17 protein-coding genes and 1 rRNA gene are annotated in these 22,408 nt (G+C 47.6%); all 18 read left to right on the plus strand.

The window, feature by feature from the left end:
- The first annotated feature begins 112 nt into the window (after positions 1-112).
- Complete coding sequence (locus AC58QC_RS22845) at positions 113-1,741, plus strand: response regulator transcription factor (protein ID WP_497417354.1); 1,629 nt, start codon at positions 113-115, stop codon at positions 1,739-1,741.
- Positions 1,713-3,500, plus strand: coding sequence for a sensor histidine kinase (locus AC58QC_RS22850; RefSeq protein ID WP_497417355.1), 1,788 nt, complete (start codon positions 1,713-1,715; stop codon positions 3,498-3,500). Before AC58QC_RS22845 ends, AC58QC_RS22850 begins: the two co-directional genes overlap by 29 nt.
- Before the next feature lie 94 nt (positions 3,501-3,594).
- Entirely contained in the window at positions 3,595-5,289 is a 1,695-nt protein-coding gene (locus AC58QC_RS22855) for an ABC transporter substrate-binding protein (protein ID WP_497417356.1), read from the plus strand.
- Between the two features lie 98 nt (positions 5,290-5,387).
- Positions 5,388-6,362, plus strand: a complete 975-nt coding sequence (locus tag AC58QC_RS22860; protein ID WP_497417357.1) for an ABC transporter permease — start codon at positions 5,388-5,390, stop codon at positions 6,360-6,362.
- Positions 6,363-6,386: 24 nt separating this feature from the next.
- Positions 6,387-7,316 (plus strand): carbohydrate ABC transporter permease, encoded by a 930-nt coding sequence (locus tag AC58QC_RS22865; protein WP_497417358.1) that lies wholly within the window; start codon positions 6,387-6,389, stop codon positions 7,314-7,316.
- Positions 7,317-7,384: 68 nt separating this feature from the next.
- Entirely contained in the window at positions 7,385-8,530 is a 1,146-nt protein-coding gene (locus tag AC58QC_RS22870) for a family 8 glycosyl hydrolase (protein WP_497417359.1), read from the plus strand.
- Positions 8,531-9,209: 679 nt separating this feature from the next.
- Positions 9,210-10,274: an ABC transporter ATP-binding protein gene (locus AC58QC_RS22875; RefSeq protein WP_497417360.1), complete on the plus strand. Its 1,065-nt coding sequence runs from the start codon at positions 9,210-9,212 to the stop codon at positions 10,272-10,274.
- Positions 10,267-10,983, plus strand: coding sequence for an ABC transporter permease subunit (locus tag AC58QC_RS22880; protein ID WP_497417361.1), 717 nt, complete (start codon positions 10,267-10,269; stop codon positions 10,981-10,983). The genes AC58QC_RS22875 and AC58QC_RS22880 overlap by 8 nt, the downstream gene beginning before the upstream one ends.
- Positions 10,984-10,988: 5 nt before the next feature.
- The gene (locus AC58QC_RS22885) at positions 10,989-12,377 is read left to right on the plus strand and encodes a GldG family protein (RefSeq protein ID WP_497417362.1); all 1,389 of its coding nucleotides are present in this window, start codon (positions 10,989-10,991) and stop codon (positions 12,375-12,377) included.
- Complete coding sequence (locus tag AC58QC_RS22890) at positions 12,374-13,306, plus strand: DUF4340 domain-containing protein (RefSeq protein ID WP_497417363.1); 933 nt, start codon at positions 12,374-12,376, stop codon at positions 13,304-13,306. Before AC58QC_RS22885 ends, AC58QC_RS22890 begins: the two co-directional genes overlap by 4 nt.
- Positions 13,307-13,843: 537 nt before the next feature.
- Positions 13,844-14,068 (plus strand): hypothetical protein, encoded by a 225-nt coding sequence (locus AC58QC_RS22895; protein WP_057312695.1) that lies wholly within the window; start codon positions 13,844-13,846, stop codon positions 14,066-14,068.
- 28 nt (positions 14,069-14,096) lie between these two features.
- Complete coding sequence (locus AC58QC_RS22900) at positions 14,097-14,993, plus strand: spore coat protein (RefSeq protein ID WP_497417364.1); 897 nt, start codon at positions 14,097-14,099, stop codon at positions 14,991-14,993.
- A gap of 274 nt (positions 14,994-15,267) precedes the next feature.
- Complete coding sequence (locus tag AC58QC_RS22905; RefSeq protein ID WP_497417365.1) at positions 15,268-15,741, plus strand: hypothetical protein; 474 nt, start codon at positions 15,268-15,270, stop codon at positions 15,739-15,741.
- 177 nt (positions 15,742-15,918) lie between these two features.
- Positions 15,919-16,620: a heptaprenylglyceryl phosphate synthase gene (pcrB, locus tag AC58QC_RS22910; protein WP_497417366.1), complete on the plus strand. Its 702-nt coding sequence runs from the start codon at positions 15,919-15,921 to the stop codon at positions 16,618-16,620.
- 7 nt (positions 16,621-16,627) lie between these two features.
- Complete coding sequence (gene pcrA / locus AC58QC_RS22915) at positions 16,628-18,982, plus strand: DNA helicase PcrA (protein ID WP_497417367.1); 2,355 nt, start codon at positions 16,628-16,630, stop codon at positions 18,980-18,982.
- Positions 18,983-19,065: 83 nt separating this feature from the next.
- Positions 19,066-21,087: an NAD-dependent DNA ligase LigA gene (gene ligA, locus AC58QC_RS22920; protein WP_497417368.1), complete on the plus strand. Its 2,022-nt coding sequence runs from the start codon at positions 19,066-19,068 to the stop codon at positions 21,085-21,087.
- 25 nt (positions 21,088-21,112) lie between these two features.
- On the plus strand, positions 21,113-22,123 hold the full coding sequence (locus AC58QC_RS22925) for a DUF1835 domain-containing protein (RefSeq protein WP_497417369.1): 1,011 nt from the start codon (positions 21,113-21,115) through the stop codon (positions 22,121-22,123).
- A 221-nt stretch (positions 22,124-22,344) separates the two neighbouring features.
- Positions 22,345-22,408: ribosomal RNA gene (locus AC58QC_RS22930) — 16S ribosomal RNA — on the plus strand; the annotation flags it as partial.

Here is a 22,408-nt window from a genome sequence, read left to right on the forward strand (position 1 = left end):
TGACAGAGTGGGATACAATAGACAACATCTAGATTGCTCGTATAGATACCCTGCGAGTCCGGCTAAATACCGGACTCGCTTTTCCATTTTAGTTACCAAGGGAGTGAAAGTCATGAAGCTGCAAGTGATGTTAGTCGATGATGAGCAATATGTCAGGAAAGGTTTACTCGGCCTAATCGACTGGGAGTCCTTGGGGTACTGTGTCAGCCACGAAGCGGATAATGGAAAAGATGCGCTGCGAATCATTACATCCAGGCAGTCAGAAGTTGATGTTGTGATCACCGATATACGAATGCCAGTTATGGATGGCTTAAAGCTAATAGAAGAAGTAAAGCTTCGTAATCTTAGCACGTGCAAGTTTATTATTTTAAGCGGTTACAATGACTTCTCCTATGCGCAATCTGCCATTCGCTTTGGCGTAAGTGACTATATTTTGAAGCCAATTGAAGAAGAGGATTTGGAAGAGACGTTGCGGAAGTTGGCGCAGCAAATTAAGGAAGAGCGATTGCAGAAAGCGATTAGCGGGCGATTAACGCTGAAGGGCTTGTTCGAACAATTAAGTAGAGGCGAGCAGGCAGCCAAAGCCGTGATGGAGCTTGATGAGCGGGTTCGCTTGTCCAAAGGTACCGTAATGCGGTATGGCATTGTTGAATTGAACCGGGGGCTATCCGAGGAGAGCGACGCAACGGATTACCTGATCAAGGACGATGTCAGTGTTGTTGCCGATGCCTTACAAACGCTGGTTGACGTGCCGAGCGATTTTGTCGTTCAGCTGCGCAACCATCAGTGTGCTTTTCTCATTTGCTCGGACGCGCTGAAGTTGTACAGTGGCAGCTATGAACGATTTGGCGCAGCGCTGCAGAACCTGTTGGCAAAGAGATTGCAAGCAGGTGTTACCCTTTATTTCGGTACAAGTGTGAAAGAGATGAAAGCACTCAGTGAGTCCATTCAGACAGCTAACGAGTTGCTGCAGTATAAGTATGTGAAGGGGATGAAGGATGTTCTCTTCTATGAAGAAGCTTCTAAGACAGCGCTAAGCTATTCAGAGCCGGATGTCATTTTATTTCATCGCATTCAGGAAGCAGTTGGCGAGCAGGAAATGGACAAGATTAAGACAACAATCGCGACGCTCTTTGCAGAAATTGAAGCCAAATCAATGGCCAAGGACGCGATCCGAACAATTATCAATCGTTATGTACACAGCATCGTAGGAACGCTGCAGGGGATGCAGGTACCAACGGATCTGCTAGTTAATCTCAAGCCCATGCTAAGCTGGGATGCACAACCTCTTTCTTTTAGCGAGCTGCAGCACTTGTTCATTTCTTTCATGATTGAAAGCTCCCGCATGATGGAGCAATTACGCGGTGAGCAGACAAAGGGCAGTATCCACAAGATCAAGAGCTACATTGAGCACCATTACCAAGAGAATATCAATCTCAAAAGTATTGCGGCTGAATTTTATATGAATCCTGTATATGTCGGGCAATTGTTCAAGAAAACGTATGGCCAGTATTTTAATGAATTTCTGCTGTCCATCCGCATAGGCGAAGCTAAGAAGCTGCTCCGTCAAACGGATTTGCGGATTTACGAAATTGCCGAGAAGGTAGGCTTTAATAACGCGGACTATTTTGTTGCGCAATTTGAGAAAATGGAGGATATGCCTCCGTCCGAATATCGCAAAAAACTACTGACCAAACAAGGCGGCCATACCCATGAAAAATCGACGATTCCAACTAAATAATGTACGTTTGCGCAACAAGCTGTTGATGCTGTACTTTCTAAGCGTGTTTATCCCGATTTTATTGACCAATGTAATTTTTTATCAAGTGACAACCCATAATGTTCAGCGTCAGAAAACGGAAGATATCTCTTTGAATTTAGATAAATTGAAGGATGAATTTCGTGCCAAGATCGACAACGCGGTCGGGATTTCATCCGTCTTTTATACTGACGGTCTCTTGAATGATGCCCTGGAGCACACATACGTTGAAACCATCGATTATGTACAAATGTATAACTCGCAGTTGGCGACCAACATTAATAAGTACAATTTGGTGTATAGCGAAATTAAAGGCATTCAGATGTATACCAACAATCCAACGATTATCGACTCTGGCGGCTTACATCCGCTGACGGATATTATTCGGGAATCGGAATGGTATCGGAGCCTGCAGAAGGTGCTTGCGGGAGGACAACCCTATCCGCTCGTTATGCGAAGCGATGACAATGAGAGCTCGTACAGCGGACTTAGCATCATCCGTCAAATGAACAATTTCGTAAATGCGAACACCTATAGTAAAATACTCAAAATTGAGATGAGTCCGGATGCGATTAAGGTGATGTTTAGCAACCAAGCGCTGCAGGGAAATCTGTATTTGCTGAACGCCGAAGGGGATATTCAGTATACGACGGACACGAAGCTGGACTGGATTCGGGGTAAAACCAATTTCCGCAGCGTCGCTATCCCTAAGGATTCAGTTAAATTGGAGCGCGATTATAGCACCAACTATTTGAAGGATTGGCGTATTGTGCTCGTTTCCGATGGGCATGTCCTAGATGCGGTGCGCAAATCTAAGCAATTCGTCGTCTATTTGGCCTTACTTAACTTACTACTGCCGACACTTGTCATTGTTTGGATCTCATCCTCCTTGCACACACGTCTAGTTCGTATTCTTGTTCATATGAAAAAGGTGAAAAACCAGCATTTCGATCTCATTGATGAGCCGGAAACGAAGGATGAAATCGGCCAGCTGGTGCGGGAATTCAACCGTATGACCGTGCAAATTAAGAGCCTTATTGATGATGTGTACATCGCAGATATTCAGAAGAAGGATCTGGAGCTGAAACAAAGGCAGTCGCAGCTGCACGCCTTGCAGAGCCAGATTAACCCTCATTTTCTCTTTAATGCGTTGGAGACGATTCGTATGCGCAGCTTGATCAAGCAAGAAAATGAAACAGCCAAAATCATTAAGAATATGGCCAAAATGTTTCGCCGTTCTCTGGAATGGGGCGGGGAGTGGGTCACGTTCCGTGATGAGCTTGATTTGATTCTATGCTTCCTAGAAATTCAGAAATACCGTTTCGGTGATAAGCTAAGCTACCGCTTCGAGGTGGATGAGTCTGTCTATAGCTGTAAAATCCCGAAAATGACCTTGCTCCCCTTCATTGAGAATGCTAGTCTTCACGGGATTGAGCCCTTGCAAGGCCATGGCACCATTGAATTGAAGGCGGCTCGAAATGGTGATCAAGTCCACTTCACGATTGCTGACACCGGCATTGGGATGCCTAAGGAGAAAGTGGATTTATTGAACGCCTATATGGCCAACGGCGAAGATGTGAGTGGACACGTCGGTATGAAGAATGCTTTTATGCGCCTGAAACTATATTACGGCAACGCAATTGATGTACAGATTAGCAGTGAGGATGGCGTCGGAACCATTGTGAAGATTTCAACGCCTGTACAAGCAAACGGGAACGATCGACCACCTATGCTTTACTAAGAAGATACTAAACTTTACAGGGTAATCAAGATGAGAGCGGTTTTATATAATGAAAGTGCTTACAAGAAAGAGTTGAGAGGGGAGTTTCACAAGAATGAAGAAGTTGAAATTAGTCACGATGGGCACATTGCTAGCGCTTTCGCTAAGTGCTTGCAGCAGCTCGAACTCAGCAGATCCTGCTGCTTCCAAAACACCAAGTAGTCCTAGCGGCACGGCCGCAGCAGCAAATACGAAACCGGTCACATTCAGTTATTTCTTGTTTAATGCGGGGAAAAACATTAACACCAACGAAACGCCAATCGGGAAAGAGTTAGAAAACCAAACGGGAGTTAACTTCAAGGTTGAGAACCTTGTAGGGGAATCCAAAACGAAGTCCGGTGTTATGATCGCCGGTAATGAGTTCCCAGATGTCGTTCAACCTGAGGGTGAAATCGATAAGTTCATGGATGCAGGCGCATTCATTCCGCTCGATGATCTCATTGCGAAATACGGTCCGAACATCAAACGTGTGTATGGTCCTTATTTTGACAAAATGAAGCAAAAAGATGGCAAGATTTATCACCTGCCGTTCAGTGCGAATCAGGGCTTCATCGCGAACCCGAACGTAGATCAAGGAGCATTCTGGATCCAACGCGGTGTATTGAAGGAGCTTGGCTATCCGAAACTAACGACGCTTGATGAGTATTTCAATGCGATTAAAACTTATAAAGATAAACATCCGCAAGTGGATGGCAAGGACACAATCGGGTTCTCCGTCATGACGTATGACACGAACTTCTTCACGCTTACGAACCCTGCGTTCCATCTAGCAGGCTATCCGAATGACGGTGGACTTCTGATTGACCTGAAGACGCATGAAGCGAAGAGCAATGCAATTGATGAAGCAACTACGAAACGTTGGGTGAAAAAGCTCAATGAAGTAAATACAGCAGGTCTATTCGATAAAGAATCATTCACAATGAACAAAGACCAATATTTGGCGAAATTGACTTCCGGTCGTGTGCTTGGTTACTTCGCATATGACTGGCAAGTGGGCGATGCTCGTAACAACTTGGCTAAAGCTGGCGTAGATGACAAGCGCTATGTTGCCCTGCCAATCGTGTTCGACAAAGGCGTTAAGGACCAATACTTAGATCCGCCTTCCTTCGTCAATAACCGTGGTATCTCTATTTCCAAGAGCGCAAAAGACCCTGTTCGCATTATTCAATTCTTTGATAACCTGCTGAAGGACGAGAATCAAATCCTTTCGCAATGGGGTATTAAAGGTCAAACGTATGAAGTGGACGACAAAGGCAAGTTCTTCCGTACGGATGAGCAAATTGCAAAAATTAAAGATCCTAAGTTTTATGAAGATTTCGGTTTGAAGCAATTCGCTTACAATTGGCCGCGTTATGGCAGCTTCTCTGTTGTCAAAGGGGATAATGCCTTCGATCCGAATAAACAGCCAACTGTTGCTGAGAAGAACTATACCGATGGCGATAAAGTACTTCTGAAAGCGTACAATGCGAAAGTATTTACGGACATGTTTAGCAAGCCAGATGAGCGTCCTTGGTACCCTGCATGGAGTATCAACAAAGGTCAGGGTACACCTGAACAAATTTTTGAGCAAAAAATGGGTGATCTTCAGAAGAAGGCTTATCCAGAAATGATTCTAGCGGCTGGCACAGACAAGTTTGAGAAAGCTTGGAGTGACTATGTAGCTCAAGCAAGCAAGCTGGATATCAAAGGCTATGAAGCATTTATTACAAAAGTTGTGAAAGACCGTGTTGCAGGTAACTGGGCGAAATAAGTAAATACGTAACAAGGGACGTAAGGCATGAGCCCACGTGGTTTCTGTCTTGCGTCTTATCTTTATAAAGGCATTACTGGAGGAGTGAGTGATTTTCTATGGAGAGCCTTACAAAAGAATCCCTAACGGACAGACCAACGCTATCCGAGAAATCAACAGGGTTAGCTTTATTTTTCCGTAAACTGGGTAAACAAAAAGTACTGATGGCCATGTCGCTGCCTTTTCTCATTTGGCTGTTCATTTTTAAATATGTGCCGCTTTGGGGATGGTCGATTGCGTTTCAAAAGTATCGTCCTGCCAAAAAGTTCTCTGAGCAAACCTGGGTCGGATTCGACCAATTTAAATTCCTATTCCAAGACGAAGGATTCCTTCGTGTTATGCGAAATACGCTGGCCATGAGCACGATTAATCTTGTGTTAGGCTTTGTTACAGCTGTTACTCTAGCTATTCTTCTCAATGAACTGCGTAAAGTCATTTTCAAACGCTTTGTACAGACGATCAGTTATTTGCCCCACTTTATTTCTTGGGTTGTGGCAGCAAGCATAGTTTCCGGAGCATTGTCTACGGACGGCGGTATTATTAATGAAATCTTATTGAAAACCCATTTGATTAGCGAGCCGATTCTGTGGCTTGGCAAGGGTGAATATTTCTGGGGAATTCTTGGTGCCTCCGAGGTGTGGAAGAACGTCGGTTGGAATACGATCATTTATTTAGCGGCAATGACGACGATTGATCCAGCGCTGTATGAGTCCGCAGAAATGGACGGAGCAAACAGATTTCAGCGCATTGTGCATATTACACTTCCTGGGATTAAACCGGTTATTATCATCTTACTAATCATGAATTTAGGTCACATTCTTGAGTCGGGCTTTGAACCGCAGTATTTGCTCAAAAATGGGATGAACATAGATTATGCAGAAAATCTCGATATTTTCGTACTCAATTACGGCATCAACTTGGGTAACTTCTCGTTGGCAACAGCAGCAGGCATTTTCAAGACAGTGGTTAGCTTTATCTTCTTGATTAGTGCGAATCAGATTGCCAAACGTGCCGGTGAAGCCAGATTGTTCTAATTATTCTACAAGGAGGTATCAGCTATGGAAGCTGCACAACAATCAAGCTCGAGCAGGCGGAATACGCACATAGGTGATCGCCTGTTCGATATTTGTAATATCATTTTTATGTTCTGTCTCGTTATTGTTACGCTGTATCCCTTTGTAAATACGCTTGCAGTAGCGTTGAACGATGCGAATGATGCAGTTCGCGGAGGTATTTATCTTCTTCCTAGAATGTGGACTTTCGATAACTTTAAATATGTATTTAACGAAGCCGCCATCGTGCACGCTTTCTTCATTTCGGTGATGAGAACCGTGCTGGGTACAGTAGTTACGGTGTTCTGCTCCGCAATGGTAGCCTACACGATGTCACGTCAAGAGTACGTGCTTCGTAAGTTCATAACGGTTTCATTTATTTTCACCATGTATTTCAGCGGCGGATTAATTCCGGGATACCTGCTGGTTCGGGACCTTGGTATGTTAGGAAGCTTCTGGGTGTATATCATTCCAGGTATGATCGGGGTATTCAATTTAATTATTATCCGTTCGTTTATTGAAGGACTTCCTGATGGGATTATGGAAGCGGCTCGTATTGATGGTGCGAATGATTTCTCCATGTTTATGCGGATTGTTCTTCCACTCGTTATTCCTGTGTTGGCAACAGTTGCGCTATTTAGCGCAGTCGGTCAATGGAACTCTTGGTTTGACGTCTTCTTGTACAACTCATCGAATGAGAATTTGAGTACGTTACAGTACGAGTTGATGAAAATATTGCAGAATACGAATACGCAAACGTCGCAAACTGCGGCCGATATATTTGCTAGCAGCGCGAACTCAGGGGCAGCTACGGTAACCCCGACGTCGATCCGCTCTACAATGACCATCGTGGTGAGTCTGCCTATTATTATGGTGTATCCGTTCTTGCAAAAGTACTTTGTAAAAGGGATGACCGTTGGCGGAGTAAAAGGATAAAAGATACAGCGACGCCCCTAGGCAGAAAGCATGTCTGGGGGATTCTTATTATTTAGGAGGCATTTCATATGCAAAAACAAGTGGTGGGCGCATTGGCTGTGGGAAGCTACCGCAATCTATTTGCGGAGTACGGGTATGCGGAAGCGGATATTCAGGATAAATTACAAGACATGTGGAACCAATTGTTCCACGGCGATGAAGATACGAGAATCTATTACGAAGCTGGTGAAGCCGGGGCTTATTTGCTGGATACAGGTAACCTGGATGTCCGTACAGAAGGTATGTCCTATGGTATGATGATAGCCGTCCAACTGGATCAGAAGGACGTATTTGATCGTATTTGGAAGTGGACGCATACCAACATGCTGATGACCGAAGGCAACAATGCGGGTTATTTTGCTTGGTCGTGCAATACCGATGGGTCCAAGCGATCGAACGGTCCGGCGCCGGATGGGGAAGAATATTTTGCGTTGTCGCTCTTCTTTGCTTCTCATCGCTGGGGTGATGGGGAAGCGCCGTATAATTACAGCGAGCAGGCACGAGATTTGCTTCAGACGTGTATTCACAAAGGAGAAGACGGCGTAGGCCAGCCGATGTGGAATCCGAAGAATAAGCTGATCAAGTTTGTTCCAAACTGCGAATATTCGGATCCATCGTATCATCTTCCGCATTTCTATGAGCTGTTCGCTTTATGGGCCTATGAAGAAGATCGGCCGTTCTGGGCTGAGGCTGCGGAAGCTAGCCGAGCTTATATGCGGATTGCTTGCCACCCGGAGACGGGCTTGGCGCCAGAGTATGCGCATTACGACGGCACACCGAACGATGATCGCGGCTATGGTCACTTCTTCAGCGATTCCTATCGTGTAGCGGCAAATATCGGGCTGGATGCGGAGTGGTGCGGCGGCTCTAAGTGGCATACCGATACGGCGAATCGCATTCAAGATTTTTTCGTGGATAAGTCGCCTGAGGACTATCGCCGATACCAAATCGATGGCACACCTTTTGAGGAGAAAGCCCTGCATCCCGTGGGTATTATAGCTACGAATGCGATGGCCTCGCTTGCCGCGCCAGACGGTGCTCGTGCCAGAGCATGTGTGGAGTTATTCTGGCAGACACCGGTTCGTACAGGCGTAAGACGGTATTATGATAATTGCTTATATGCGTTTAGTGTGCTTGCATTGAGCGGGAATTTTAAAATTTGGCTGCCTAAATAGGTAGCCAATAGGGAAACCATGAACGCTAGTCGTTTGTGGTTTTTGTTTTAGTTCAAGTTGCCATACACCTGGGCACTGCCAACCTGCCCCCCTCAGCCCCAAACAACCAGCACTCCAACAGCCCGGTAACTTAGAACTCAGCACATAGCTCCCAACAACCCGTCAACTTAGCACCCAGCACCCAGCACCCAACAGCCCGGCAATTTAGAACTCAGCACATAGCTCCCAACAGCCCGTCAACTCAGCAACTCAGCAACTTAGCAACTTAGTACCCAACACCGAACACCTCAACAAATTACCCGCCGCCCCCGCCATTTAACTGGAAAACATACATGTAATTCAGTGACTTTTAGTTAAGAATGAGTTTTAACTGGAAAATATCCAGTTAAATTTCAAGCTTTCGTCACATATTTTGAATTCGTGCGGTATTAGCTGATCTTTATACAGTTATTTCATCAAAAGCAGTAAATCGAGCGACTTTAACTGTATATTTTACAGCTAAATCAGCTTGTCGGCATATTACCTCCCTGCGGTTTATATTTAGGCAGCGCGCAAGAGTGTGTTCACAATTTAGACACATTTTTTTAATCTATTTTTCAGATTTGCTTAAGGTTGGTTTATTGTTCCACCCGTATAGTGATGATGAATAATACGAACGCACAGAAATGGGGGATCTTGGATGCTAGAGGTCAAGCAAGTCAGCAAGCTGTACGAAAATGATCGCGGCGTGCATAACATCGACTTCTCGATGCAGCGCGGTGAAATCGTCGGCTTCTTAGGGCCGAATGGTGCTGGCAAAACAACGACGATGCGCATGATTACAGGTTACCTGAATCCAACGCATGGTCAAATATGGGTGGACGGTCACTCCATGGCTGATAGTCCGAAGAAGGCGCGCCGCAAGATCGGCTACTTGCCTGAAACACCGCCCCTGTACCCAGAGATGACGGTACAGTCCTACCTGCGCTTCATCGCGAACCTGCGCGATGTGCCTGCGCGCGAGCAAAAGCTGCGTGTCGGCGAAGCCATCGACAAGCTCGGACTGCAAGGTCGCGAGAAGCAAATCATTCGCTCCCTCTCCAAGGGCTATAAGCAGCGGCTCGGACTCGCGCAAGCGATTCTACACCAACCGGATCTGCTCATTCTGGACGAGCCCACGTCTGGCCTCGATCCGAAGCAGATCATCGAGATCCGCCAGCTCATTCATGAGCTGGGTGAAAACCACACGGTGCTGCTGAGCACGCACATTCTTCCTGAAATTAACGCGATTTGTAACCGCGTTCTCATTATTAACCAAGGACGCGTCGTCCTTGACGAGCGCCCAGAGCATCTCGGCCGCACGATGGGCGAGACGTTCGAGGTGTCGCTCGAGGTCAAGGGACCTCGCGAGCGGATTTTGACCGAGCTGCGCAGCCTGCCTTCCGTCGGCGAAGTCAAAGAAGTCGACGCGCCGGCAGCTGGCGTAGCAGCCCTTGACGCGCCAACGTCGTCCGCCCTTGTTTCCTCAGAGGCAGACGAAGCCGCCACGCCAACCGACGCACCAACCGAGTCTGTGAAGCTCCTAGTCACCTCCGCAGATCGCTCAGAGGACATCCGCGAAGGATTATTCTACCACCTCGCAAGCGCAGGCTTGCCGATCCTAGCGATGAAGCGGGAAAGCCTCAGCTTAGAGGATATCTTCCTCAAGCTGACGACGGACGAGCCAGCCGACACATCCAATGAGGAGGTAGACACCGATGCGTAGAATTTGGGCCATTTGCTCGAAAGAGCTGCAAATGTACTTCTTCTCGCCAGTTGCGTATGTGGCGTTTGCCTTCTATGTGCTGTTGTCGAGCTTCTTCTTTTATATTAATTTCGTGGCCGGACAGCCGCCGATTGTGGATGCGCGCTCCATTGTGGGCAATACCACCTTCATCTACCTGTTCATTATCCCGCTATTAACCATGCGTCTAGTAGCGGACGAGTTCCGCCAAGGTACGGATGAGCTGCTCCTGACATCACCTGCAGGTATTAGTGAAATCGTGCTGGGCAAATATTTATCCGCTCTAATTGTGCAAGTCGGTCTAGTGGCGATCAGCTTGGTGTATCCGCTCATTATGTCCGCATTCGGCACATTGGATATGCCAGTTACTTGGTTGTCGTACCTCAGCATGTTCCTGCTAGGCTGTGCCATGATGGCAATTGGCTTGTTTGCATCCAGCTTGTCCAATAATCAGATGGTTGCGGGGATTTCAGGCTTTGTTATTTTGCTGTTGCTGTGGTTATTAGATTGGGTGAGCAGCAGCATGACGGGTAAGCTGAAGGATTACGTAGGTCAATTCTCATTGACCAGTCACTTGAGCAACCTGCAAAAAGGCGTCTTCCATGGCGGCGACATCCTCTTTTACATCACATTAACAGCTGTGTTCCTGGTTCTTTGTATACAAGTCCTTGAAAGAAAGCGTTGGAGGTGAGCGGAATGAATAAGTGGATACGGGGAACTAATGCGACTGTTTTATCAATCGCCGTTATCGGCATTTTCATACTTCTGACAATCTTCCTACACTCGCTTAAGGGCTTTCAGGTGGATTTGACGAAAAATAAAAATTTCACGCTCTCGGAGCAAACAACCGCTGCACTCAAAAATCTCAATCAAGATATTCACGTTATCGCCTTTACGAATAATGGAGATGGCAATGATTTTGTGACGCGTCAAGTCACGGATATGGTGGCTGAGTATAAGAAGCAAAGCAGTAAAATTACGTACGACGAGTACGATATGCTGAAGCAGCCTTCGATGGCTAAGCAGTATGGGGTGGACCAAGGTGGAACGATTATTTTCGAATTGGGCACCAAAAAGCAAAACATCAACTTCTATGAACTGTTCGTCGGACAACAAGATGGCTCCTACACCTTCTCAGGTGAAGAGAAGTTTACACAAGCAATTCAAAGCCTGACGTCCACGGAGAAACATACCGTTTACTTGCTCTCAGGTCATCAAGAGTATCCAGCCTCTGCTATGAGTATTTTCAAAAGCAGCCTGACTGCTGCCAACTATGACGTGAAGGATCTGAATCTTTACGTTGAAGGTAAAATCCCGGATGATGCGCAAATGCTCATGCTGCTTGGGCCGACCAACGATCTGAATGACAAGGAAGCAGAGCTTATTCAGACGTATTTGAAGGGTAAAGGTAAAATTTATATCGCGCTGGGCTTCAATAAGGATATGACGACGAAGTGGAAAAACATCGATGCCATCATGAAGACCTATGGTGTTCAAGACCAGCATGCGATTGCGATTGAAACGAAGCAAACGTCCTTGTACGACCCGTTAACGATCATTCCAGAGTACGGTTCACATGATATTACGAACAAATTATCCAGCAATAATTTGATTACCATGCTCTCCTTGGCTGTTAGTTTGAATGCTGATGAAAGTGCGCCGGACTACACCAAATCCTTGTTGTTAACAACAACGGATAAAGCTTACGGTGAAACTGACATCAACCTGCTGGCACAGAACAAGACGAAGCAGGATGCAACAGATGTCAAGGGACCACTTAACTTGGGTTACGCCATCTCAGACAAAGATAACAAGCCGAAAGCTGTTATTCTTGGTGGCTCTACGTTCGTGCTGGATCAAGATATTCAGAATCAAGGGAATAAAGATTTTGCTCTGAACAGTATTGGGTGGCTGCAAGAACAAAAAGACCAAATTACGATCCGTCCACGACAAGGAGATGCGTATCAACAAGCGATGATTACGCCTAGCCAAGCGAATACGATTTTCCTCGTTACGATCGTGTTCTTACCGCTCTTGTTCCTCGTCATTGGCGGCCTAATCTGGTGGAGGAGGAGAAGAGGATGAAACGGTTTATCCCAACGATTCTGTTAGTCGTCATTTGCATCGGTGGTTTCTGGTACGCGTCGAGCAAGGACTTCTTCCAAGAGAAAAAAGATGAACCGAAGTCCCTTCTAACCTTGAAGCAAGAAGACGTGAAGGCTGTCTCGGTGAAAACGGAGGAGGAGCAGATTGAGCTCAGCCGCACGTCCAATGGATGGGATATGCAAAAGCCTGCGGCTGCGCCGATCAATTCGAATCAAGTCGACTCTTGGCTCGATGCTTTAGGTCTGGTCACGTCGACCAAGCTTGTGGAAGATCAGGCGTCCAATCTAGCCGAATATGGCTTGGATAAACCCGTAGGGACTTATGAAGTCGCCTTGAAGGATGGCTCCAAACGTGGCTTACTCGTCGGGACCGCACTGCCGATTGAAGGCTTCTCCTACGTTCAGGTGGAAGGCTCTCCTGCCGTTTATCAAGTCAGTGATCAGTCACTCTCTTCACTTCACAAAGCGGCAGTCGATTTTGCTGATACAAGCCCGATTCAGTTGGAGAACGACAAGGTACAAAGTGTCAAGTTGACATGGAAGGGCCAGTCATGGACTCTTACCAAGACAGATAAAGATAAAGTCGCTGCGGATGCGAACTGGAAGCTTGGGGACAAAGAATTGAAGGGCGCGGATGCAAGTCCGCTCCTGGATCAGCTTATCTTCCTGCACAGTGTGGAACTTCCGCAAGCGACAGCTCAGAAGCCGACAACAGGCGGAGAGCTTAAAATGGAGATTGCATTGACGGTAGATGGTAAAGACGTTACCGATGTCTACGAGGGTAAATTGAGCGGAGAGCAAGTTTGGCTAGCTAAGCAGAGTGGGCAGTGGGCCTACGCGCTGACAGCCGTGGAAATTCAGAAATTAGCAGATGCTTATGCGGGTAAACCTGCACAGCCTGCTTCCTAATCGAAAACTGCTTCCTACAGTGATTCTACTGTGGTGAAGCAGTTTTTTTTGTGCGTGTATCCTCAGGTGGTCGCAGACACACCACTATTTCAGTAATCCCAGCAGTACTAAGCAACTCACCTAACACCTACTACTCCAGCAGTCCCAGGCAACTCACCTAACACCTACTACTCCAGCAGTTCCATCTACCTTGCCAAACTCCTCCCGCCGTAGCCCCGCAGCCATTCATCTCCCCTATGCTCATTGGATAAATCCAGTAGATTGCCTGTTCTAGACCCGGAAAATAGTCTTTCATTGGATAAATCCAGTCAAATCTTAGATTTTGCCTTAGAAATCTCTCTTTTTAAAAGCTTTGAGTGGAAAAGTCCAATGGGATGGTCTGTTCTTGCCCCAGAAAGGGAAAAACACTGGAAAAGTCCAATGGTATCGGCATATTCACGAATCTGGCTTTAAGTGGTGAAGCAGTTTTTTTGTTCAAACGACATAAAACGGCATTTTTTGGGAAAAATAGAAGAGAGGAAAGGAGGTCACATGCACATGTACAACACGCAAGAGAATCAAGCTATTTCTGGTAAAGAACTTTCGTATCTGTCGGATACATTCAAGAATGAAGAATTGTTAGCGAAGCTTTGTGTACAAGGCGCGGTGAACAGCCAAAGTCAGTCCTTGAAGCAAACCTTGTCTCACCTATCTCAGGAACGATTGCAAAATATGAGTATCCTGATCAACGCCCTGCAACAACAATCCGGGATGACCCACTAATTCGAACCTACAAGGAGGTGCAAGACGCATGTATCAGCAAAATTCGCAACAACAGCACCAATATCAGCAAGTCGACTTAGAAGATCTAGACTTTGCCAACTTCGTCCTGTCTGAATTGAAGCGCAGTGCGCGTGAATATACAACGGCTGCTTTGGAAGCTGCAAACCCAGGCATTCGACAGACCTTCGAAACATTATTGCAAAAAACATTGGATGATCAAGCCCTTGTTTTTCAAGAAATCCAGAAACTTGGCGGTTATCAGATTCAACAGGCTGATCAACAGATAATTGGGCAAGAACTGCAGAAGCAGAGTCAGACAGCGATACAGGTACAGTCCATCGTCCAACAGCATGTAAGCAGGGCCGCTTCGGCAAGCTTTACCCAGCAAGATCGGAGTTCCGTGCAGTCTGCGCAGTCGCAGCAGGAGCCTCAATCACAGCAACATCAATCGTACCAAACGCAGTCCCACCAGTCGGAGCAGCAGCACCAACAAAGGCAGCCGTACAGTCAGCAACAGGCACAACAAAGTCAACAGCAGAATCAAGTTGCGGCCCAGCACCAAGCGCCAACACCGTCGTTCCAGCCTGTTAATTATGCCAGCCAGTACCCGAATGCGGTATACAACAATCAACAAGGCCGAGGCCAAGGATACACACCAAGTCAGACACAACAGCAATCCTCTTATAACCAAACCCAAACACGGGGCTACCAAGATCAAAGCCATGAGCCAACGGGCTATGGTCGTGGGTCTCAGGGGTATGCGGCTTCTTCCAACCATATAAATGAGAATACAGGCATAACGGGGACAGGCAGACCTGCGCAAGCTCGCATTGTTTCCCGTACACAGCCCGGTATGCAATCTTCGAGTTCCGAAGGGAACGCCTACACGAATAGGTCGCAAGAAGGTAATAAATATAACTTCTAACCAAGTGTAATCACGCTTTAAACCGTACTGAGACATCCTGGCCTCCTTTTGGCAGGGTGTCTTTTTGCAAATATAAGAATTTATAAGTTTCACTTAATAATTTGGCTATATTTCTCCATAAACGCTCTCATCCTTGATGGACGGCGTAGCCGTTTATTTTGGTTCTTCCTCTAATTTGTCCCACTATTTTTCTAATTCAGGAATGAGTACGGCTTGGCACACATATATAAGGAACATAGGATGTCCAAACTTAGGGAAGAGGGAGCTTAAGCTGATGAAAAAAACATGGGTATATGGTGCGGCTACTTTAGTGGTATTGGGAGCATTAACAACAGCGTGCGGTTCCAAAGATGAGGTCATCCCGTCCGTAGCAACAGGGACGAAGGATGCGGGCACTACGACAACGGTTCAAGTGAAGACGGAAACAGGAACGGGTACGAAAACGACAACGACGAGTGCGAAGCCTGTTATTGATGCCAACTACAAGGTGGATGGGAAGAATGTCACGATCACGTACCAAACATCTAATTTCAAATTATCGGAAGAAGACATGAATAAGGCCAATGTACTGGGAGAAGGACATCTCCATCTGTATGTGGATGGCAAGCAGAAGGCGATGATCGGTAAGACAGGCCCATTAACCCTCACGAATTTAACAACAGGTGCCCATGAAATTAAACTTGAGCTTCAGCAAAATGATCATAAAGAACTCAATGTTGAGAAAATTCTCAATATCGTCGTAAAATAACGAACGTTTGTGCGTATTATGGCGCAAATGAAGCTTCAGTGAAGATCAGACACGTTCAGTTGCATATTCCTCTAAAAGACGGGCGATTAGCCCGTCTTTTGTCATTTGACACACCAGAATGGGTAGCATAGACTGTTGATAGTATGGCAGAACTGCCGCCTAATCGGAGGGAAACAATTGATCGTCGATATACGCAAGTGGAAGCATGTATTTAAGCTCGACCCAGACCGGGATATCTCAGATGAGGCGCTGGATCGTCTCTGTTTATCTGGCACAGATGCGATTCTCGTAGGCGGCTCTTCAGGGGTCACGTTCGATAATACGGTGGATCTGCTTTCGCGGATCCGTCAATACGAGGTGCCCTGTGCGTTAGAGATTTCGAATCAGGAAGCGATTGTGCCGGGGTTTGACCTCTTTTTAATCCCGGTTGTGCTGAATGCAGATGATCCGAAATGGATCGTGGGACAGCATCACGAGGCGCTCAAGGAATACGGCGCGTTGCTGAATTGGGATGAGATCGTAGCTGAAGGCTACATTATATTGAATAAAGATGCGACGGCAGCTCAGCTGACCTCAGCGCGAACCGACTTGGATGCCAAGGACGTAGCAGCATATGCGCGTATGGCGGACAAGCTTTTTCACATGTCGATTGTGTATTTGGAATACAGCGGTACCTTTGGGGATATGGAGCTCGTCCGTCGGACGCGGCAGGTGCTCGAGAATGCCCGTTTATTGTATGGCGGCGGGATCGATTCCCTAGAGAAAGCGCAACAAGCAGCCGAAGCAGCAGACACCATTGTGGTAGGCAACATTATATATAGTGACTTGGAGCAGGCGCTTCAGACCGTGAATGTGAACTTTGATAGAAATGGAAGGTAACCCTAACGTGAATGAAACTGTCAATATTTTAGAAGCGATCAAAAAGTTGAACCCCCAGCAGCGCAAAGCTGTAGAAGCCGTGGATGGCCCTCTATTAATTATGGCTGGAGCGGGAAGCGGAAAGACGCGTGTGCTCACGCATCGGATCGCTTACCTCATTGGCACGCGCAAAGCGGCACCGTGGAACATTTTAGCCCTGACGTTTACGAACAAGGCGGCACGTGAGATGCAAGACCGTGTAGGCAAGCTGGTTGGCGGGAGTGGCAGCGATATTTGGGTCTCCACGTTTCACTCCATGTGTGTGCGGATGCTGCGCAGAGATATTAACCGGATCGGCTTTACCTCGAACTTTACTATCCTAGATTCAGGTGACCAATTGTCTGTCATCAAAACCTGCTGCAAAGAGCTCAACATTGATACGAAGAAATTCGAGCCCAAAACATTCCAAGCAGCGATCTCCACAGCTAAAAACGAACTTATTTCTCCTAAACAATTTGAAGAAAAAATCGGTGACTACTTCGACGGGCTGACCTCGAAAATTTATACCCTTTATCAAAAGAAGCTAAGAGCCAACAACTCCTTGGATTTCGATGATTTGATTATGGCGACGATTCATTTGTTTAAAGAAGTGCCAGAGGTACTGGAATTTTATCAAAATAAATTTCAATATATCCATGTCGATGAGTATCAGGATACGAACAGAGCGCAGTATATGCTGTGCCAAATGATCGCATCCAAGCATAAGCGTATTTGCGTCGTCGGGGACAGTGACCAGTCCATCTATCGTTGGCGTGGAGCGGATATTAGCAATATCCTCAATTTCGAACAGGATTACCCGGATGCAACGGCGATTCTCTTGGAGCAGAATTATCGCTCAACCTCGAATATTTTGCAGGCAGCGAATAAAGTCATTGCCAACAATACGGGTCGAAAGCCGAAGAATCTGTGGACGGATAAAGAAGGCGGCGTCGCGATTAAGCTGTACCAAGCCGATTCCGAGTATGAAGAAGGCTACTTCGTCACGAATGAAATTAATAAGAATAAGTCCAATGGCAAAAGATTCGGCGACCACGCCATCCTATACCGTACGAACGCCCAGTCACGGGTTATCGAGGAAATTCTGATAAAATCGGATATCGCCTACACCATCGTCGGCGGGGTCAAGTTCTATGATCGCAAAGAGATTAAGGATATTTTGGCTTACTTGAGACTCATCTCCAATCCGAATGATGATATCTCCTTGAATCGGATCGTGAACGTGCCGAAGCGGGGCGTTGGGGATACGACGATGGACAAGGTGGCGGATATGGCTGGACGCAGAGGGATCTCCCTATTTGCGATGCTGGAGGAAGTTGATTCACTGGAGATCAACACAAAGGCGAAGCATGCACTTGCTGATTTCCGTGAAATGGTAGATAACCTTAATCGCATGGTGGACTACCTGTCTGTAACCGAGTTGACCGAGAAAATCCTTGAAATGTCCCAGTACCGCATGGAAATGCAGCGCGAGAACACGATTGAATCCAAGGCTCGTCTCGAAAATATTGAAGAGTTCTTGTCCGTAACTATGGACTTCGAGAAGCGCAATGAGGATAAATCCCTCATTTCCTTCCTCACCGACCTAGCTTTGATCGCGGATATTGATACGCTAGACAAAGAAAAGCCCGAAGAAGAGCAGGACGCTGTTGTCCTCATGACCATGCACAGCGCCAAAGGACTAGAGTTCCCGGTTGTGTTCATTATCGGGATGGAAGAAGGCGTCTTCCCGCACAGCCGTGCGTTCGCCGATAACGAAGAGCTCGAAGAGGAGCGCCGTTTGGCCTATGTCGGCATCACGCGCGCCGAGCAAGAGCTGTTCCTCACGTGCGCGCGCATGCGCACGCTCTTCGGCCGCTCCGCCGCGAATGCGCCGTCGAGATTCCTCCAGGAGATTCCGAAGGAACTCCTGGAAAGCGTCTCGGCTGGCGGCTCCAGCGGCGGCTTCTCCCGAGGTGGCCGTTCCGGCACCTCGTCGTGGGGCAGCGGCAGTGCCGCTGCCTCGAGCCGTGGCACCACCACCGGCTCGTCTACCTGGGGCACACCGTCCTCCTTCGGGGGACGGCCTAGCACTGCCGCTGGCGCGGCTGCGCCAAGCCCTGCGGCCGCGTCGAGACCGGCTGCGTTCCGGGCGCCGCAGCCTGCCGCAGGCGGTGCGGTGCCGGACTACAGAGCCAGCGACAAGGTGTCGCATGGCAAGTGGGGCGTCGGCACCGTCGTGTCCGTGAAAGGCTCGGGTGATGACACCGAGCTGCAAATTGCTTTCCCGGCGCCTGTTGGCTTGAAGCGCCTGCTCGCGAAGTTCGCTCCAATCACGAAAGTGTAGGAGCGCTCTGCCTTGTCCCGCCTTGCCTTGTCTAGCCTTGCCCTGTCCCGCCCATATTCCCAATGAGAGAGGAAGAGCCCGTCATGACCGACAAACTCGCGGCAATGAAAACCCTCATCCAAGAAATCAACAAGCATAACCATAACTACTATACGTTGGATCAACCCACGATTTCTGACGCGGAGTGGGATGCGCTTTATGATAAATTGTCCAAGCTGGAGCAGGAGACAGGAGTCACCCTGCCTGCTTCCCCTACCCATCGGGTAGGCGGGGATATTCTCAAAGGCTTTGAACCGCACCGCCATTTAGCCAGACTCTGGAGCTTGGATAAAGCCCAGAATGCCGACGATTTGGCGGCTTGGCACACACGCGTACTCAAGTTGATTGCTGATTACAATAGCAAAAACCCAGAAACGCCTCTCCCAGACCCGTCTTACGTGGTGGAACTCAAGTTTGATGGACTTACCCTGAATCTTACGTATGAGCAAGGTCAGCTGGTTCAAGCATCGACTCGCGGGAATGGCACCGTTGGCGAGGGCATTTTGGCCCAAGTCAAAACGATCAAATCGATCCCGCTGGAGATTCCTTACGATCAAGGGACGATTGAAGTGCAAGGCGAGGGCGTCATGTTCCTGTCTGTCCTTGAAGCTTACAATCAGACGGCCGCAGAGCCGCTCAAAAACGCTCGAAATGCCGCAGCAGGTGCTTTGCGTAATCAGAACCCCAAACTAACCGCAGAGCGCAAACTGAACGCTTTCTTCTATAATGTGGGCTTTAGTAGTGATCTCCAATTTGAAAATCACGCCGATATGGTTCAGTTTCTGCGAGATAATCTCTTTAAAGTGAGCAATCGCACGCGATACTTCTCCACGATCGAGGAAGTGAGCGGAGAGCTCGAACGCATCGCGGAAGAACGGTCCAGCTTCGATTTCCTCATTGACGGAAGCGTCGTGAAGCTGACAGATATGCGCACAAGGGAAGTATTCGGCTATACGGAGAAATTCCCGCGTTGGGCAATTGCATATAAGTTCGAAGCGGAAGAAGCGACGACAACACTTCAAAGTGTATCTTGGGAAGTTGGCCGCACAGGCAAAATCACACCATTAGCCCGCGTAGAAGCGGTTGACCTCGCAGGCGTGACAGTGCAGAACTGTACGCTCAATAACATTGGCGATATCGAGCGCAAAAACCTCAAACACGCCCTCGGCAGCCTTGTCTACATTCGCCGTTCGAATGACGTCATTCCAGAGATTCTCGGCAAGGTAACCGAGGAGAATGACGGCGAGGAAATCATCGCACCGACGAATTGCCCGTCCTGCGGCAGCGAGCTTGAGATGCGTGGCGCGCACCTCTTCTGTCTCAACCGTCTCGGCTGCAGTCCGCAGCTCGTGGGCCGGATGGCGCATTTTGCTTCGCGTGATGCGATGGACATTGAATTTTTCAGCGAGATGACCGCTTCACAGCTGCATCAAGAGCTGGATGTCCGCGATCCTGCGGATCTGTACACCTTGCAATTCGAGGATCTCGTCAAGCTCGATCGCTTCGGCGAGAAGAAGGCGCGCAATCTCCTTGGCGCCCTCGATAAGAGCAAGTCCCGCGATCTCGCGTCTTTCCTGTATGCACTTGGCATCCCGAACTCGGGCAAAACCACCACGAAAGTGCTGGCCGACCACTATCGGAGCCTTTCGCGCATTATGGAGGCGACGACAGAAGAGCTTATCACCCTCCCAGACGTGGGCGGTATCGTAGCAGAGAGCATTCATTCGTTCTTCCGCGACCCTGTTATGGTGTCCAGCATTGAGCGGATGCTCGCAGCAGGCGTTAATCCTGTAGCTGAGGAAGCGCCAGTTGTAGTGGCTAGCGAGGATAACCCGTTCTTCGGCAAAACCATCGTCCTCACAGGAACGCTTTCCTCGATGGGTCGGGATGAGTGCGCCAAAAAGCTCGAAGCCAGAGGAGCTAAGATCACCGGCAGTGTCTCCAAAAAGACCGACATCGTGATCGCCGGCGAAAGTGCAGGCAGCAAGCTGACCAAAGCGCAGGAGCTAGGCATTCGAATCATTGAAGACGAGCAGGAGCTTTTACAACTGCTAGGTGAAGCTTAATCCATAGAAGCGAGGTGACAACGCCATGCCCAAAACTCTACATATCGTAAATGGTGACGCATTTGGAGATAAACTACGTACATCCAGTATAGATGGTGAGATTCTGGTATGGCGCGAGTCGCTTTATGAGGGACCTATCGGCATGCAAATGTCAGATAGCGTCCTTTTATCTATGAGGGCCTCTTATATGAATCACCGTTACGGCATTCCCGAGAACATATTCAAATCGCAGACCATGCAGCAGGAAGCAAAGCTAGATACCCTCTCGAATGAAGTGGGTGAGGTTGTCCTATGGTTTGAGCATGATTTATATGATCAATTGATGCTGTCTTATTTGCTTTCTAGAATCGCTGAATTACCTCGTCGTTCCTTCCAACTGTCGTTGATATGCATAGATCGCTTCCCTGGAGTTAACCCATTCTATGGTCTAGGACAGTTAACTGTGGATCAAATCCTTCATCTGCATGGCACCTGGTTGCCTGTCATTGAAGACCAGCTGCGCCTTGCCTGCAAAGTGTGGACAGCCTATTCGGCTTCTGAGCCTTTGTCTATGGCTGCTATATTAGAAGAAGACCTATCGGCACTCCCTTTTCTTAAAAAGGCCTTAGCGGCCCATACAGCTCGATTTCCTTCTGCTCAAAATGGCTTGTCCGCCATTCAGCAGCAGATTCTTGAGCTGTTAGGGGACGATGAGGTATCCATCTTGTCCTTATTTCAAAAGGTATCCGAACAAGCCAACCATTATGGCTTAGGTGATTTGCAGTTCTGGGGCATTGTAGATGGATTGTGGCATTGCGAAAAGCCTTTAATCCAAGTACTTGGTGGAGATAAGCTCCCGAGGTACGGAGAAGCGTGGCCGCCGGAATTTGAGAATTATAGAGTAAAGAGAACAGAAATGGGTAAACATATTCTTGCTTGCAAACGGGATTATATCTTTCTGAATGGGATCGATGAATGGATCGGTGGAATTCATTTACTCGGTACGAAGGATATTTGGCGCCGAAATGCAGTAGCCGCAGGCTTTTCCAAGCTGTAAGATAATGGATGTAAAAAGTCGCTTGCATTTCGTTTTGAAACCTGATAATATATGTTCTTGTCACCGCAAGAGCGATACATTAACGCTTTAAACGGTAACGCAATAAAGCTCTTTGAAAACTGAACAAATGAATGAAGCATATCAGCAAATTCAGTCACGTAAGTGACTACAATTGAGATTGCAAAATCTCGCTAGCTTCAAATGAGCAAGTCATCTTTTCTATTATGGAGAGTTTGATCCTGGCTCAGGACGAACGCTGGCGGCGTGCCTAATACATGCAAGTCG

The organism is Paenibacillus sp. J22P51 (genome assembly GCF_059692215.1).

What these genes read in the sequence shown, in the direction of transcription:
- AC58QC_RS22845 (WP_497417354.1), top strand. Translation starts at nt 113, where the DNA reads ATGAAGCTGCAAGTGATGTTAGTCGATGATGAGCAATATGTCAGGAAA.
- AC58QC_RS22850 (WP_497417355.1), top strand. Translation starts at nt 1,713, where the DNA reads ATGAAAAATCGACGATTCCAACTAAATAATGTACGTTTGCGCAACAAG.
- AC58QC_RS22855 (WP_497417356.1), top strand. Translation starts at nt 3,595, where the DNA reads ATGAAGAAGTTGAAATTAGTCACGATGGGCACATTGCTAGCGCTTTCG.
- AC58QC_RS22860 (WP_497417357.1), top strand. Translation starts at nt 5,388, where the DNA reads ATGGAGAGCCTTACAAAAGAATCCCTAACGGACAGACCAACGCTATCC.
- AC58QC_RS22865 (WP_497417358.1), top strand. Translation starts at nt 6,387, where the DNA reads ATGGAAGCTGCACAACAATCAAGCTCGAGCAGGCGGAATACGCACATA.
- AC58QC_RS22870 (WP_497417359.1), top strand. Translation starts at nt 7,385, where the DNA reads ATGCAAAAACAAGTGGTGGGCGCATTGGCTGTGGGAAGCTACCGCAAT.
- AC58QC_RS22875 (WP_497417360.1), top strand. Translation starts at nt 9,210, where the DNA reads ATGCTAGAGGTCAAGCAAGTCAGCAAGCTGTACGAAAATGATCGCGGC.
- AC58QC_RS22880 (WP_497417361.1), top strand. Translation starts at nt 10,267, where the DNA reads ATGCGTAGAATTTGGGCCATTTGCTCGAAAGAGCTGCAAATGTACTTC.
- AC58QC_RS22885 (WP_497417362.1), top strand. Translation starts at nt 10,989, where the DNA reads ATGAATAAGTGGATACGGGGAACTAATGCGACTGTTTTATCAATCGCC.
- AC58QC_RS22890 (WP_497417363.1), top strand. Translation starts at nt 12,374, where the DNA reads ATGAAACGGTTTATCCCAACGATTCTGTTAGTCGTCATTTGCATCGGT.
- AC58QC_RS22895 (WP_057312695.1), top strand. Translation starts at nt 13,844, where the DNA reads ATGTACAACACGCAAGAGAATCAAGCTATTTCTGGTAAAGAACTTTCG.
- AC58QC_RS22900 (WP_497417364.1), top strand. Translation starts at nt 14,097, where the DNA reads ATGTATCAGCAAAATTCGCAACAACAGCACCAATATCAGCAAGTCGAC.
- AC58QC_RS22905 (WP_497417365.1), top strand. Translation starts at nt 15,268, where the DNA reads ATGAAAAAAACATGGGTATATGGTGCGGCTACTTTAGTGGTATTGGGA.
- ligA (WP_497417368.1), top strand. Translation starts at nt 19,066, where the DNA reads ATGACCGACAAACTCGCGGCAATGAAAACCCTCATCCAAGAAATCAAC.
- AC58QC_RS22925 (WP_497417369.1), top strand. Translation starts at nt 21,113, where the DNA reads ATGCCCAAAACTCTACATATCGTAAATGGTGACGCATTTGGAGATAAA.